We start from the raw sequence: 15,820 nt of genomic DNA, 5'->3' as shown, positions 1-15,820 counted from the left end.
AGGACCTGACGATGCATGATCCGTCAGGTCCTTTTGCTATGATTTGATTGGTTATGGGCTTAATTTTTAATGATGCTTGGCATGTCTTTGATCCGTCGTTCGTCAGGAGTGACGAATAGCGTCTTCTGATGGTCATAAATGACAAAACCAGGTTTCGATCCGCTCGGTTTACGTACGTGACGAATTAACGTGGTATCGACAGGAACGCTACTGGATTCCTTGGCTTGACTGAAATAAGCAGCGAGCTGAGCGGCTTCATCTAACGTGGCTTCTCCGAATTTCTCACTACGGATGACCACATGAGATCCAGGGATATCCTTCGTATGTAGCCAAGTGTCATTAGGGCTAGCTAAACGATTGGTGACATATTCATTCTGTAAATTATTTTTGCCGACATAAATTTCTATTCCCTCAGATGATGTAAATACATGAAGTGTTGGACGATCTGTCTTCTTCTTGACCTTCTTCTTACGTGACTTTTTGCTTCTATCTCGCAAGTATTGTTGTTGAATTAATTCCTCGCGGATTTCTTCAATATCGTTCATAGAGGCATAGGAAAGTTGTTGCAATAGATCATCCATATAGCGAATTTCTTCACGGGTCTTTATCAGCTGTTGATCTATGACGACTAGACTATTTTTGTATTTATTATATTTCTTGAAATATCGTTGAGCGTTTTCGGTAGGGCTTATGAGTGGATCGAGTGGAACGGTGATCATCGCTTGTTCTTCATCATAGAAATTGGTTAATTCGACGGTTTTGTCACCTTTATGGATCAAGTGAAGGGAAGCGAAGATCAACTCACCCCAGATACGATACTGATCGGCATCACCAGCTTCGATTATATCCTCATGGAGATGATCGAGCTTCTTCAGGTTCTTAGCACGTTCATTGTGCAGGAAACGGAGTAGATCACTTACTTTCTGTTTAACCGTATCCCGTTCTGCTTTATCCCCGTAAAACTCTTCTAAACACTCACTTATAGAATGATAATGAGTGACTTCACTGTTAAGCATCGTGAGTAATATCGCAGAGAACACCAATTTGCCTTTGGCGTTGGTTCCAATCACCGGTTGATATTCGTGCTTCGCTACGGGCTCCATCACATGTGAGAAGGCACTCCATAGAAGTGATGCACTGATTCTATCCTCATCTACATTCGGATCTTGTTCTTGGCTAGCACGGAATACAATTTCTTGTGCTACTAATGGACTTAGACCGCTAAAAGAATCGACAATCCAAGAGATGGGCTCTTGCTCAGTCCCCATATAGGCTTCAATGAATGCAGCTTGATCCACTTCAAGGGGATTTCGTTTATGTTGCTCAGGTGGTTCTGTGTACGAGGCACCTGGCATGACAATGCGGAAGCTACTGATTGCAGGAGTGACGTGGTGGATTCCGTCTAGAATGATACCACTTGAAGTATCCATGAGAATGATATTACTGTGTCGACCCATCAATTCAATAATGATCTTTTTCAAAGAAACATCACCAAGCTCGTCACGTTGACGAATGGAAATATGAATGATCCGCTCCATACCTACTTGCTGGATATCTTCTATCGTACCGCTCTCACAATGTTTACGCATGAGCATACAGAACATAGGTGCTTCCTGAGGATTAAGAAAGGTCTTCTCGGTTAACTGGACACGTGGAAAAGTTGGGTTGGCCGAGAGCAATAACCTAGAGTTCCCTTCTCTAGAGCGCAGATTAAAAAGGATATCGTGACTGTTGGGTTGATATATTTTGTTAATACGGGCGCCTTTGTATATTTGAAGTTCCTGTACAATGGCCCTTGTTACGCTGCCGTCTAATGCCATAATCTATATCTCCCATCTACTATGATTAATATGATTCCATCATTTTAACATGTTTCGTTTAACATTCCATTCTCTATGATGCCATAGTTTAGGCAAAAACTTAAGAGGAGGGTCTGTGATAATTTAACACCTGTCCGAATATTATTACGATATACGAGGTGGAAAAGCTGTCGCGTCGCCAAAACTGCAGATAGATCGGGAGGGAACGGGAAGCATGGAATTGAAAAAGTGGCATCAGATGGATGTGGAAGAGCTACAGCATGTCATGGGTGTTCAACCGCAGCAAGGCCTTACCGAAGAAGAAGTGGGACATATTAGGACGAAGAGTGGTTTGAATGAATTGAGTGAAGGGAAGCGGGTTTCTCCCATTATTCTTTTTTTGAACCAGTTCAAAGATTTCATGGTCGTTGTATTAATGGCAGCAACTTTATTGTCAGGTTTATTAGGTGAATATCTGGACGCAATTACGATTATCGCGATCATTCTTTTGAATGGAATACTTGGGTTTATTCAGGAGTTCCGAGCAGAGCGATCATTACGGGCACTGAAGAAATTGTCATCCCCAAGCGCAAAGGTACTGCGCGGAGGCAAGTTGGATGTCATCTCAACAAGCATGCTTGTACCTGGAGATGTTGTTCTGTTGGAGAGTGGAGATCGTATTCCAGCTGATGTACGTTGGATTGAGACTAACATTTGTAGTGTTGAGGAATCTGCTCTGACGGGTGAATCTTTACCAGTATCGAAACATTGTCAAATGATTCGCGAAGATGACGTGCCACTGGGAGATCAGAAGAATATTGGTTTTATGGGAACGATGATGACTAGAGGTACGGCGAAGGGTATCGTTATACGCACGGGTATGGAAACGGAAATGGGTAAGATTGCCGATTTGATTCAAAGTACGGAGTCACAGGAAACGCCATTGCAGCACAGATTAGAACAGCTTGGGAAAATACTAATCATACTGTCATTGGCGCTCACGATTATGGTCGTTGTTGCAGGTATTCTGCACGGACAGCCTGTCATGGGGATGCTGATGGCCGGAGTTAGTTTAGCTGTTGCGGCTATTCCAGAAGGACTGCCAGCTATTGTAACTGTTGCCTTGGCGCTTGGCGTGCAACGGATGATCAAGCGTAAAGCGATTGTTCGTAAACTGCCATCTGTGGAAACGCTTGGGTGTGCATCCGTAATCTGTTCAGATAAGACAGGGACATTGACTCAGAATAAGATGACTGTCACTTCCGTATGGGTTGGAGGACGACAATTGGAAGTTACTGGGGATGGATATGCACCGATAGGTCAAATATTAGAGAAGAAAAGTCCTGTTGACCTCAAGAACGATCAAGGATTGCGTCGGTTACTTCAGATCGGAGCATTGTGTAATAACTCTGTGATTGTAGAAACTTCGACGGATGAGATACAGGGTAAGAAAAAGCTGAAAGGGGAGACAGGAGGTTCCTCTTGGGATTTGAAAGGCGACCCAACTGAGGGGGCACTTGCAGCTCTTTCATCCAAGATGGGGATGTCAGCCCACTCACTAGGTAGTCTGTATTCACGAGAGCGAGAGTTTCCTTTCGATTCAGAACGGAAGCTCATGTCCGTTATTGTAACTCATCAAGGGGGAAGGCTCCTGTATACCAAGGGCGCACCAGATGTGCTACTGAACCAATGTTCGTATATTTTGTGGGGTGGGAAGATTGTTCCACTTACAGGTATGATACGGCAGCAGGTGTTAACTGCGAACGAAGAAATGGCTTCGGGGGCGTTGCGTGTTCTGGGTACAGCCTATCGGGAGTTACGACCTCAGGATAGAGTGGAGAGTGAAGCGGAAGCGGAATCGCAACTTATCTTTGTAGGGCTTGCAGGAATGATTGATCCACCTCGACGTGAAGTTCGAGATGCGATAGCGACATGTCGCCGCGCAGGTATTAAGACGGTGATGATTACTGGGGATCACGGCACAACTGCTGAAGCTATAGCTCATCAACTTGGTATTTTACCACGAGGTGGTCTTTCTCTCAGTGGGCAGGAATTGACAAAGCTTAGCGACGATCAGCTTGATGCTAAGGTTGATCATATTTATGTGTATGCCCGCGTATCTCCAGAACATAAACTTCGTATCGTCAAATCACTGCAACGTAAAGGACATGTGGTGGCGATGACGGGTGATGGAGTGAATGATGCCCCTGCCATAAAGGCAGCGGATATTGGTATAGCGATGGGTATCACAGGAACGGATGTAACCAAGGAGGCATCTTCATTAATCCTTAGCGACGACAATTTCTCTACCATTGTTGCTGCGATCGAAGAAGGGCGTAACATCTACGAGAATATTCGTAAATTTATTCGTTATTTACTCGCTTCGAATGTAGGAGAAATTCTAACGATGCTCTTCGCAATGATGCTGGCACTTCCGCTACCGCTTCTACCGATTCAAATACTATGGGTCAATCTCGTAACCGATGGGTTACCCGCAATGGCGCTAGGGGTAGATCAACCCGAGAAAGATCTGATGGAGCACAAACCACGTGGTGCCAAAGAAAATATATTTGCCCGTCGTCTTGGGTGGAAAATTATTAGTCGCGGTTTTTTGATAGGTATGTGTACCTTAGCTGCATTTTGGCTCACGTTGCGCGTTGCCCCAGATCAACCCGGACAGTTACTGAAAGCACAGTCCGTTGCTTTTGCGACATTGGTTATGGCTCAGTTATTCCATGTGTTCGACTGTCGTAGCTCACGCTCTGTATTTCACCGTAACCCATTTCAGAATAAATATTTGATTGTGGCGGTTCTATCTTCCGTACTACTGATGCTAGGTGTGTTCTATATCGAAGCTCTTCAGCCTATATTCAAAACTGTGCCGCTCGGAATGCGTGAATGGGCGCTTACACTTGTAGCCGCGGGGATTCCTACGTTTCTAATGGGAGCAGGTAGTGTATGGGGTGGAAGAAGACACAGACGCAGTGGGTCACAACGAATTGTGGCGAAAGGTACAAAGATTTCAGCATAAAGTTAATTGAAAGCCTATGGTCCGGATATCGAAAGATATTTGGAGTATAGGCTTTTTGTTGAGATTACATGACAGGGACAGATGATGATGGTACACGTAACCTTGTAACATCTTAAAAAACCTCACTATATTCTATAAATAGCTACATGTCTTCGAGTAGAGAACTGTATTAGAATAATGACATAAGGTGACTTTTTGAACTTCCTCATAGGGAAAAGGAATGATCTACGAAGATAGATACATGGGTAAAGGGGACAGGAACTGATGGATGCAAGTCGATTACGATTTATGGCATTGTGGGCAATCAACGATGCGCTCGATCTAAAGGAGCTGACTGAGCAGCTGGACGAACTGAAAGCATCTGGGCTGGATGGTGTCGTATTCCATCCGCGATTTTATCCGGACGTACCAGAATATATGAGTCAAGCTTACCTAGATATTATCTCTGATTTAATTCTGTATGCGAAGTCTATTCATATGTCGTTCTGGATTTATGACGAGAACGGATGGCCATCTGGTACGGCAAGTGGACAAGTCATCGCGAGACGTCCGGACTTGACCTGTGAATGGCTGGAGTGGAATGAAGCCTCTGATAGTGAACACGAAGTGGTCGTACGGTCCAAGCATGCCGTTTCCTCGTTAGATTCTGAAGCGACGGAGCTATTTATAGAAATCACGCATGAGGGGTACCGGAAGGGACTTCACAAGGAGGCTTTCGCTTATGTAACGGGATTCTTCACGGATGAAGTGGCATTCCTTGATGGACATAGTGTTTCTGTCAGCCAAGGAGCCATCCCTTGGAGCAGTGGCTTGCCGCAGATGTATTACGAGCGGTTCGGCGAGCCACTTGAGCCGTTATTGCCGTTGTTATTCATGGATGGAGAATGTAGTGGAGCGTTTCGAACTCGTTACTGGGAGTTGCTTACAGATGCGCTTATCGAAGGGTTCTACAAACCGATTGAACACTGGTGTCAGGAAAACGGAAAGTTGTTTACTGGGCATCTAAAGGGAGAGGAGAATCCGTTCTTCCAACTGTCTTACAGCGGGTCGTGCTTCCATGTGCTGAAGGATCTTACCATGCCGGCGATCGACGCGTTGGAACGCTTCCCTGGTAATAACTTTTACCCTCGTATCGTACATTCGTTGGCTATGCAGCAAGGTAGAGAAAGCTGCATAGTCGAGGCGCATGGGGGAAGTGGCTGGGGAGTTACACCTGAGTCGTTTACGAATTATGTGATGTGGCTGGCGAGCCATGGTCTGGAACAATTTGTCCTTCATCTGGCTCAATACCGGTTGAAATCGAAAGCTGTTCATGACTGGCCACCGTCCATGCCTCTTCACCTTACTTGGCGAGATGCGTTTCCATCGGTGTTGGCAGAGATCCGACGGAAGGTGGCTACACTGCCGGATATTCGCACAGCAGAGCCGGAATTGTTGATTGTGACACCGACAAGAGGAGTGATGGCGGCATTCGATCCGAAGGAGGCCATGGTGATTAACGAGCATGATGGTTCCGACGTGCCTGCTACGGCTAGCGGTGTAATCAGCAATGACTTTATTGCTCTTGTAGAAGCTTGCCACGCTGCTGGTATTCACTACGAATTGACTGAGGAACGCACGATCGAGGAGATTGGAGTGTTTGCCGATGGAAAAGTATCTATAGGCAAGCGTGACTACAAGCAAGTGCTCCTTGCAGATGGATGCGTCTGGAACTGTGATGAAGCAGGAAGGACGAGTGTTGACCAGATGCGTGAAGTAGGGGTAGTTATCATTGAAGCGGATCAAGCGCAATTCATATTTACAGAAGTCCCCGCTGGAAAAGCTGTACAGGCTGTACCCATTGTGCTCGAACAGTCACCATGGCGAGCAGAGATGCCAAGCAGTAATCTTTATGCGCTCTATTTCAAAGCAGGGGTCGGCTCTGCACTTGTTGCTGAAGTGGAGACATCAATCCTGCCTACATCCGATTCCTTAACCCTAATATTACTAGATCAGGCGGCCAAAGCTACCGTCAACGGCAGTGTACTGGAGGGTACTTTCATCGGAGGGAAATACCGCTATGCGATTTCGGCCGGCATTCTGAATGTAGGACGGATCGTCGTTGAGTTAGAACAAGTAGATGGAGCTGAGCCGAACCCAGTCGCCTTCTTGGAAGGACCGTTTACAGTTCGGAGTTTGAACGACTATTGTGAGAAGGATGACAGGCAAATGATGACTACAGGACCATTCTGTCTAGTTTCTCCAGAACAATTGGATGCAGGAGATCTTATTACGTCTGGTCTACCCTTCTGTGCTTCAGCTGCAAGGCTGACGACAACGATGCAGTTGAACGAATCGATTCATGATGTGTCTTTGCAACTGACCAACGTTCACGCTGATGCTGCGAACGTATTGGTTGGAGATAGAGGCTATGGTTGGTGTTTCGGACCTGACTGGACGATGAATCTCCCTGAAGGACTTGAGGAGGGGGAACACGAAGTGACGGTATGGTTAGTTCCTAATACATACAACGTGTATGGACCACATTATCATGTTGATGGCGACAGGCATTTAGTGAGTCCGGCACAGTACCAAGGAATAAAGAATTTCGCCGACCACGATGTTGCGCCCGAATTAACATTAGGTGATGAACTTCACTTTGTTAAATGGGGAATGACCGGAGCTGTGCAGCTTGTTCCAAACGGAAAATGAAATATGGATTGGAAAACCGTCGATGACTTGTTGCTGACGGTTTTTCCATATGCGGAAATTCCCCTATTATGAGAAATAATGTCTACTATTATCATATTTCTATCATGTTTTCATATACAATGCTTATCTTTACAAGTGATATATGATACATTTATACGAAACTACTTTGAAGGTGGAGGGCAATCATGAAACCGGATTTGCGGAAAGTATTGGAGAATAATGTACTAGTCGGTGACGGTGCGATGGGTACCTTTTTATACCAAATGGGTTTTCCTGTGGGAATATCTTATGAAGAACTAAATCTAACTTCGCCCGAGGTCGTTGCGGATGTTCATCGCCGCTATGTAGCTGCAGGGGCGCAAGTGTTGGAGTCAAATACTTTTTCTGCTAATTACGATAAATTGTCCAAGTATGGGCTGGAATCTAAAGTTGAAGAGATTAATCGAGCGGGAGTTCGAATTGCTCGATCTGCAGTAGGTCCTGACGGATATGTGGTAGGTGCTGTGGGTTCTATTCGTGGAGGGAAACGAACGAATGTTTCTACGAAAGAACTGAAGAAACATTTTGAACAGCAAATATCTATTCTTCTCGATGAAGGCGTAGACGGCATATTACTTGAAACATTCTATGATGTCGAAGAGTTGCTCATTGCGCTGTCTAGAGTGCGTAAACTTAGTGATGTACCTGTTATTTGTCAGTTCGCTGTTGAAGATGTAGCACGGACACTAGATGGATATACGATGCCAGAGGCATTCCAGATATTACAGCAAGAAGGCGCTGATATCATTGGTTTTAATTGCCGCACTGGTCCTAATGGAATTATGAGGGCGGTTGAGAGCCTTAGCGGTCAATTAGCAGTACCTGTCTCTGTATTCCCAAATGCAGGAGTAGCGGACTTTGTGGATGGGGAGATTCGTTATACGGCAACACCGGAGTACTTTGGAGAAATGTCCTTGCGGTTTGCGGATATGGGAGCTCGAATTATCGGGGGATGTTGTGGAACAACTCCTGAGCATATTAAAGCGATATCAAAGGCTCTTAACGGTTATGTTCCGAAACCTATTGATCGAGATGTTGTGTTTAAAGTTGATACACCTGTCATCATACATGAGCATTCAGAGACTGGCACCGGAGATGATGAACCAACGATTGTTGACCTTGTAAAGCAACGGCACACCGTTATTGTTGAACTTGATCCCCCGCGTGATTTGGATATTAAAAAGTTTATGCGCGGTGCTGAAGCACTGAAGAAATCTGGATGCGATGCATTAACATTAGCTGACAACTCACTCGCAGTGACCCGTATGAGTAATATGGCATTGGGGCATCTTGTTCAAGATAAAGTTGGAATTCGTCCTTTAATTCATATTGCTTGCCGGGATCGCAATTTGATTGGTACACAATCTCATCTGATGGGTTTTGATGCACTTGGGATTGATCATGTCCTTGCAGTGACAGGAGATCCTGCAAAGTTTGGAGATTTGCCAGGTTCAAGTTCCGTATACGATCTAACTTCTTTCGAAATTATACGTATGATTAAACAGCTCAATGATGGAATAGCGTTTTCTGGCAAGCCACTGAAGCAGAAAGCTAAATTTATGGTCGGAGCGGCTTTTAATCCCAATGTGAAGCATCTTGATAAAGCTGTACAGCGATTAGAGAAGAAGATAGCTGCAGGGGCAGACTATATTATGACCCAGCCTGTCTATGATCCGAAGTTAATCGTTGCAATAAAAGAAGCGACAGCCCATTTGGATACGCCAATCTTTCTAGGGATCATGCCACTTGCAAGTGGTAGAAATGCTCAATACCTGCACAATGAGGTTCCGGGTATACTGTTATCTGAAGAGGTACTTGCACGGATGTCTGGTCTAGAAGGGGAAGAAGGAAGGGCTATGGGAGTTACGATAGCTACAGAATTGATTGAAGTGGCTATGAAACATTTTAATGGCATCTATATTATGACTCCTTTTTTATTTTATGAGATGAGTGTTCAATTGATGGAGTATGTATGGAAGAGGTCGGGTCGGGAGTTGTCCCCCTTGTTTCGATCATAATTATCAATTACAATAGGTTAATGGATGTGGTGCCGATGTCATTCAGTATGACCGGATACGGTCAATCTAGCCTGCAATATGCAGGATATAAGGTTGAAATTGAGATCAAATCCGTAAATCATCGTTACTGTGAAGTTGTACTCAGGTTGCCACGAGAATGGACGTGTTTCGAGGATGTTCTGAGAAGAACGGTACAGCAGTACGTGAAGCGCGGAAGGATTGATATTTACATTAATAAAGAGGCGGAATTGGAAAATGCGGCTTTTGCTACATTGAATCATTCCGCCGTTAAGGCGTATTTGCAAGCTGTTGATGTACTAAACGTCGAATATGGTCTGGAAGGCACGTTAACAGTGAAGGATATACTGTCTCTTCCAGACGTTCTACTGTCTTCGGATCATCTCTCTGTCGTTGATGAAGTGGATATGGAGAAGTGGGGTGAAGTTCTTCAGGAAGGGCTTCAGAAGGCTCTAGAAAGCTTGATGATGATGCGTTCTAAAGAAGGGCTACATTTAGTGCAGGATGTTGAACAACGACTACAGCGATTACAGGTTATACATGATGAGATGGTTACCTTTGCACCACATGTGGTGGAGGAACATCGGGTCAAGCTTAGACAAAGGTTATCTGAACTGCAAGATAATTCATTTACTTTGGATGAATCTAAGTTCGGGATGGAGATCGCTCTCTATGCGGATCGTTCTAATATTGACGAAGAATTAATTCGACTTGATAGTCATTTAGTGCAATGTAAGGAATTACTTCTTGCGGATGAAGCAATCGGACGGAAGTTAGACTTTCTTATTCAGGAAATGAACAGGGAAGTGAATACGATCGGATCGAAAGCGAACCATTTGTCTCTAGTGACCCGTGTTGTTGAAATGAAAGCGGAAATAGAGAAAATTCGTGAGCAAGCAGCAAATATTGAATAAGTGAGTGTGCATTTACGGACAGCATTGTGTCAAATGTATAGGGGGAAGAACTGAGATATGGCAATGGCAATCAAACTCATTAATATCGGCTTCGGGAATATTGTGTCTGCCAATCGTATTATTTCGATTGTTAGCCCGGAATCTGCACCTATTAAACGTATCATTCAGGAAGCAAGAGACCGGCATATGCTGATCGATGCGACCTATGGACGCCGGACGAGAGCTGTTATTATTACAGACAGTGATCATGTCATATTGTCAGCGGTACAACCGGAGACTGTTGCTCATCGTCTATCCAGTAAAGATGATGATAATGACGAATAAGATGGAGAATAGAATGTCTAGAGGATTATTAATTGTTTTATCCGGTCCTTCGGGAGTGGGTAAAGGAACGGTATGTAATGCGCTTCGCGGTAAAATTAACAATTTAGTATATTCAGTATCTGCAACTACACGTATTCCACGCTTAGGCGAAGAGGACGAAGTGAACTATTTCTTCAAGACTCGTGATCAGTTCGAGAACATGATAGAGAATGAGCAGTTGCTTGAATATGCTGAATACGTTGGTAATTACTATGGAACACCTCGTGATTTCGTGGAGAAGACGCTTCAGAGTGGCAAAGATATTATTCTGGAAATTGAGGTGCAAGGTGCACTTAAAGTGAAAGAGAAGTTTCCAGAAGGTGTCTTTATTTTCTTGCTTCCACCATCACTAGATGAACTAGAAGACCGCATTAAGGGTCGCGGTACGGAGAATCAAGCTACGATTGATCACAGGCTTGCGGTTGCGCTTGATGAGATCGATCTAGTAGAGCATTATCACTATGCGGTAGTCAATGATCAGATTGATGAAGCGTGTAAACGAATAGAATCTATTATGATTGCCGAACATTGTAAGGTTAGAAGTAGTGGGAACTAAAGTCTGCTGCCATTGAACTTCAATATAAAAGAAGAGGTGTCCTATCATGTTATATCCTTCCATTGATGAAATGATGAACAAAGTCGACAGTAAGTATTCGTTAGTTGTAGCATCTTCGCGTCGTGCAAGACAATTGCGTGAAGGCGGAAAAACCATGCTTAAAGATGCGAAGTCTCATAAGAATGTTGGCGTTGCGCTTGAAGAAATATATGCTGATCTGATCGTTATTACACCAGGTACTGAGGAAGAAAACAACAAGTAATTTTGATGAATAGTCCAGAGTTACGAGTTGTTGTATAGTAGCACAAGAAGTCACATTACCCAACAACCGTAAGGTTGTTGTTTTTTTATGAAATATAAGAAAATATAAGTTTTATCATATACTCTTATATTTATATTTTTCGCAGAAACGGGTACTGTCCTGAACAAAGGGACGGTACAGCCGTTTCTTCTTAAAATATAAGAAAGTATAAGTTTCACTTGATACTCTATTTCTTAAATTTCGGCAGAGACGGGTACCGTCCTTGTAAAGGGATGGCATAGCCGTTTCTGCTTGTCTATTCTAGATGAAAGGTGGAGGTATACATGCTGAACGGTAAAAAAATAGTGCTCGGTGTTACCGGTGGAATTGCCGCCTACAAATCAGCAACGCTAGTTAGTAAGCTTGTACAAAAGGGCGCGGATGTACATGTCATCATGACAGCTTCAGCACAGCAATTCATAACGGAACTAACATTACAGTCTCTATCTAAAAATCCCGTGTACAGTGATACTTTCGACGAGCGAGAACCTTCGGTCGTTTCGCATATTAATTTAGCCGATCTAGCCGATCTAGTGATCGTTGCACCAGCGACGGCTAATATGATCGCCAAAATGGCACATGGACTTGCCGATGATATGTTGTCCACGACATTGTTAGCAACGACTGCGCCGATTATGGTAGCACCAGCTATGAACGTGCATATGTATCAGCATCCGGCTGTCATTGAGAATATGAGGATCCTTAGCTCGCGGGGTGTATCATTTATCGAACCGGGTGAAGGCTTATTAGCTTGTGGTTATGTTGGCAAAGGACGTATGGAAGAACCTGAGAGTATCGTTCAAATCATCGAACAGTTTTTCTCTGAAGCTACATCAGCTACATCAAACAAACCTCGGCTTCTGGAAGGTAGAAAGATCGTAGTTACCGCGGGAGGGACGATCGAAAGGATTGACCCTGTCCGTTATATTACGAATGATTCATCAGGTAAAATGGGTGTTGCTATTGCTAAGGCGGCCCGTGATATGGGAGCAGAAGTGGTTCTTGTAGCAGGGCATATTGATGTAACGCCTCCAGCGGATATTCATGTGGTGCAGGTTCAATCGGCGCAAGAGATGTATGATGCTGTATTGGAGCTATGGGAAGACAGTGATATCGTGATTAAAGCAGCAGCAGTGGCAGATTACCGACCTCGAAAGGCCTCTGACCGCAAAATGAAAAAGTCTGGGGATACGATGAGTCTTGAATTAGTGAAAACGGTAGATATTTTGGAGCAGCTTGGGTTACGGAAGAAATCACAATTTCTAATCGGATTTGCAGCGGAGACGAATAATATGGAGACATATGCACGTGAGAAACTGGCTCGTAAAAACTGCGATTTGATGGTAGCGAATGATGTGACATCAGAAGGTGCTGGATTTCGGTCTGAAACGAATATTGTGCAAATCTACGATGCGCTCGGACTTGTTGAACAATTACCAATGCTCTCTAAAGAAGAAGTGGCCCACCGCTTACTTACCATTACGGCAGCACGTATAGGTGGAGCTCACTCTTGATGGAAATAGCGAAGGTTATCGTCGATGTACCCGTTAAGAACACGGACCGTCCGTTTGATTATCTGATTCCGGAATCCATGCGGGCTTGGATAGAGGTTGGAAGCCGGGTGGGAGTACCTTTTGGGCATCGTACCGTGCAAGGATTTGTAGTGTCGATACAGCCGCAGTCGCAGACAGAATCTTTTAAAATGAAACCTATAAAAGAAGTGTTAGATATGATCCCCCCTCTTTCTGAAGAGCTGGTGGAGTTGGCACAGTGGATGAGCGAGCAGTATGCTTGTCGCTTTATTACAGCGTTACAGGTTATGGTTCCCACCGCTTTAAAAGGAAAGGCTGAACGGTACATCTCTTTGGTCGAGTCTAGTGAGACTCTCTTTGGAGAAGGGTCTTTAGTGGGGAATGATGAAGAAGACATTATTCGTTTCATCGGGCGCAAGGTCGAAGTGACGATGCAACAACTTAGCAATGCTTTTCCGGATCATGCTATCCTGTTGAAATCTTTACTGAAAAGGGGCATTTTACAGGAAAATCAATATATTAAAGATAAATTGCAGAAGAAAACGCTCAAAGCTGTAAATTTAATAGTGAGTAGTGATGAAGCTCAACATATTATTGATCAATTTCCAGCGAAGGCAATACGCCAAAAGGAAGTACTTCAATTCATATTGGACTCGAAAGATCTTCTTCCACTCCCTATGAAAACAATTATCTCAGCCCTACAGGTCACTTCAGGAACCGTGAAAAGTCTCGTTGATAAAGGATATGTGAGTGTTGAAGATGTTGAAGTATTACGAGACCCTTATCAGGGTCGTCATTTCAAGGCAACGGCACCCCTTATCTTAACGGAAGAACAGCAGCTCGCTTATGACAGGGTTGTTCATACATTGGATGAGCGCAAACATGATGTGTTCTTGCTTCATGGTGTGACGGGTAGTGGAAAGACGGAGATTTATTTACAAAGTATACAGCGTTGTTTGGAACAAGGAAGACAGGCGATAGTGCTTGTGCCTGAAATTTCATTGACACCTCAAATGGTCGAGCGCTTCAAAGGTCGCTTTGGTAATTTGGTTGCTGTGATGCATAGCCGCTTATCTGGGGGAGAGCGTTACGATGAATGGCGCAAAATTCGCGAGGGTAAAGCGTCGGTCGTGGTAGGTGCTCGCTCTGCCGTGTTTGCCCCTTTTACAAACTTAGGTTTGATCATTGTGGATGAAGAACATGAAACATCGTATAAGCAAGAGGAAAGCCCGAAATACCATGCTCGAAACGTCGCTGTGCATCGCGCGCAGCAGCTTGGTGCAGCGGTCATTCTAGGTTCAGCCACACCCTCCTTGGAGACATACCATGCTGCTAAATCCAAAGCCAACCCTGATTTCTCACCTTGGTTACTTGAGATGCCGACACGTGCATTAGGTAATAGATTACCTGAGGTACAAATTGTGGATATGCGCGAGGAATTGCGTGTTGGCAATCGATCCATGTTCAGTCGGGCGTTGCATGAGGCAATTGTTACACGGTTAGAGAAGAGAGAACAGATCGTGCTGTTGCTTAATAGACGGGGATATTCTACATTTGTTATGTGTCGTAGTTGCGGGTATGTTGCCGGCTGTTCAGAATGTGATATCTCGCTGACATTCCATCAGAAGTCGAATAATTTACGGTGTCACTACTGTGGTTATGCAGAATCAGCACCTCAAGTGTGCCCAGAGTGTGGTAGCGAGCATATTCGTTTTTTTGGTACGGGTACACAGCGTGTTGAGGAGGAATTAGCAAAGCTATTTCCAGGAATTCGTGTGATCCGAATGGATGTGGACACCACAACGGAGAAGGGTTCACATGAGAAGCTACTGAAACAGTTCGGCGATAGGAAAGCTGATGTACTTCTAGGGACTCAAATGGTAGCTAAAGGTTTGGACTTCCCTGATGTTACATTAGTTGGGGTCATTACTGCGGATTCTGCGCTTAATCTTCCGGATTTCCGTGCCGCAGAGAAGACGTTTCAGCTATTAACTCAGGTAGCAGGGCGTGCAGGTAGACATCATCTACCAGGTGAGGTATTCATCCAGTCCTATACCCCTGAACATTATTCTATTATTCATGCGAGTGGTCATGATTATACTTCATTCGTAAGAGATGAGTTTCGGCACCGCAAAGGGCTTCATTATCCGCCGTATTGTCGGTTAATTCTTGTGACGATGTCCCATGAGCAGCTTCCACTCTTGCTGAGGATGGCTGAGAATATGGCGATTACCATACAAGGTAAGGCAAGACAACGTGGTTGGTTGGGTAGTCTTGATCGGTTAACGGCGGATGCGCTAGATATTCTTGGACCCGTCGCTTCACCTATTCCTAGGATTAAAAATAGATACCGATTCCAATGTATGATAAAATGGCGTGGGAACATCGATGCGATCGGGCTTGTCTTGGAGTCAGCAGAACAGATTGAAGATTCGGTTCATGATAAGAATTTTCAAATTAGTATAGACATTGATCCCCAAATGTTAATGTAAGTAACCTATAGACCAAATCGTAATATTATATACGAGTGTGTGATCAAAAGATGACTTTTTGAACAA

At 44.3% G+C, this 15,820-nt stretch carries 10 protein-coding genes; 9 read left to right on the top strand and 1 reads right to left on the bottom strand.

Translation table 11 applies throughout. The annotated features are described in order from the left end of the window. Nucleotides 1-59 precede the first annotated feature (59 nt). Nucleotides 60-1,820: an Rqc2 family fibronectin-binding protein gene (locus ACP8HI_RS13040; RefSeq protein WP_438351481.1), complete on the bottom strand. Its 1,761-nt coding sequence runs from the start codon at nucleotides 1,818-1,820 to the stop codon at nucleotides 60-62. Nucleotides 1,821-2,034: 214 nt separating this feature from the next. Here ACP8HI_RS13040 and ACP8HI_RS13035 point away from each other — a divergent pair, with 214 nt between their 5' ends. The 9 genes from ACP8HI_RS13035 to priA all read left to right on the top strand — a co-directional run bounded on the left by ACP8HI_RS13035 (nucleotide 2,035) and on the right by priA (nucleotide 15,754). Next, entirely contained in the window at nucleotides 2,035-4,830 is a 2,796-nt protein-coding gene (locus ACP8HI_RS13035; RefSeq protein WP_438351480.1) for a calcium-translocating P-type ATPase, SERCA-type, read from the top strand. A gap of 264 nt (nucleotides 4,831-5,094) precedes the next feature. Next, nucleotides 5,095-7,521 carry a hypothetical protein gene (locus ACP8HI_RS13030; protein ID WP_438351479.1) on the top strand — a complete coding sequence of 809 codons (2,427 nt, stop codon included), beginning with the start codon at nucleotides 5,095-5,097 and terminating at the stop codon, nucleotides 7,519-7,521. A gap of 185 nt (nucleotides 7,522-7,706) precedes the next feature. Next, the gene (locus ACP8HI_RS13025) at nucleotides 7,707-9,578 is read left to right on the top strand and encodes a bifunctional homocysteine S-methyltransferase/methylenetetrahydrofolate reductase (protein WP_438351478.1); all 1,872 of its coding nucleotides are present in this window, start codon (nucleotides 7,707-7,709) and stop codon (nucleotides 9,576-9,578) included. Between the two features lie 35 nt (nucleotides 9,579-9,613). Beyond that, nucleotides 9,614-10,510, top strand: coding sequence for a YicC/YloC family endoribonuclease (locus ACP8HI_RS13020; RefSeq protein WP_438351477.1), 897 nt, complete (start codon nucleotides 9,614-9,616; stop codon nucleotides 10,508-10,510). Between the two features lie 63 nt (nucleotides 10,511-10,573). After that, nucleotides 10,574-10,834, top strand: coding sequence for an extracellular matrix/biofilm regulator RemA (gene remA, locus ACP8HI_RS13015; protein ID WP_006209218.1), 261 nt, complete (start codon nucleotides 10,574-10,576; stop codon nucleotides 10,832-10,834). Nucleotides 10,835-10,847: 13 nt separating this feature from the next. Next, entirely contained in the window at nucleotides 10,848-11,429 is a 582-nt protein-coding gene (gmk, locus tag ACP8HI_RS13010) for a guanylate kinase (protein WP_438351813.1), read from the top strand. A 46-nt stretch (nucleotides 11,430-11,475) separates the two neighbouring features. Next, on the top strand, nucleotides 11,476-11,691 hold the full coding sequence (gene rpoZ / locus ACP8HI_RS13005) for a DNA-directed RNA polymerase subunit omega (RefSeq protein WP_438351476.1): 216 nt from the start codon (nucleotides 11,476-11,478) through the stop codon (nucleotides 11,689-11,691). Between the two features lie 323 nt (nucleotides 11,692-12,014). Further along, complete coding sequence (gene coaBC / locus ACP8HI_RS13000) at nucleotides 12,015-13,244, top strand: bifunctional phosphopantothenoylcysteine decarboxylase/phosphopantothenate--cysteine ligase CoaBC (protein WP_438351475.1); 1,230 nt, start codon at nucleotides 12,015-12,017, stop codon at nucleotides 13,242-13,244. Beyond that, on the top strand, nucleotides 13,244-15,754 hold the full coding sequence (gene priA / locus ACP8HI_RS12995; RefSeq protein ID WP_438351474.1) for a primosomal protein N': 2,511 nt from the start codon (nucleotides 13,244-13,246) through the stop codon (nucleotides 15,752-15,754). The genes coaBC and priA overlap by 1 nt, the downstream gene beginning before the upstream one ends. The last annotated feature ends 66 nt before the right edge of the window (nucleotides 15,755-15,820 follow it).

Origin of the sequence: Paenibacillus sp. FA6, assembly GCF_051550225.1 — a bacterium.
Lineage (GTDB): Bacteria > Bacillota > Bacilli > Paenibacillales > Paenibacillaceae > Paenibacillus_AQ.
Note: the sequence above shows the minus strand (reverse complement) of the source record. Positions and strands in the feature narration are given on the sequence as shown.

What these genes read in the sequence shown, in the direction of transcription:
- ACP8HI_RS13025 (WP_438351478.1), top strand. Translation starts at nt 7,707, where the DNA reads ATGAAACCGGATTTGCGGAAAGTATTGGAGAATAATGTACTAGTCGGT.
- gmk (WP_438351813.1), top strand. Translation starts at nt 10,848, where the DNA reads ATGTCTAGAGGATTATTAATTGTTTTATCCGGTCCTTCGGGAGTGGGT.
- ACP8HI_RS13040 (WP_438351481.1), bottom strand. Translation starts at nt 1,820, where the DNA reads ATGGCATTAGACGGCAGCGTAACAAGGGCCATTGTACAGGAACTTCAA.
- ACP8HI_RS13030 (WP_438351479.1), top strand. Translation starts at nt 5,095, where the DNA reads ATGGATGCAAGTCGATTACGATTTATGGCATTGTGGGCAATCAACGAT.
- ACP8HI_RS13020 (WP_438351477.1), top strand. Translation starts at nt 9,614, where the DNA reads ATGTCATTCAGTATGACCGGATACGGTCAATCTAGCCTGCAATATGCA.
- priA (WP_438351474.1), top strand. Translation starts at nt 13,244, where the DNA reads ATGGAAATAGCGAAGGTTATCGTCGATGTACCCGTTAAGAACACGGAC.
- coaBC (WP_438351475.1), top strand. Translation starts at nt 12,015, where the DNA reads ATGCTGAACGGTAAAAAAATAGTGCTCGGTGTTACCGGTGGAATTGCC.
- rpoZ (WP_438351476.1), top strand. Translation starts at nt 11,476, where the DNA reads ATGTTATATCCTTCCATTGATGAAATGATGAACAAAGTCGACAGTAAG.
- ACP8HI_RS13035 (WP_438351480.1), top strand. Translation starts at nt 2,035, where the DNA reads ATGGAATTGAAAAAGTGGCATCAGATGGATGTGGAAGAGCTACAGCAT.
- remA (WP_006209218.1), top strand. Translation starts at nt 10,574, where the DNA reads ATGGCAATCAAACTCATTAATATCGGCTTCGGGAATATTGTGTCTGCC.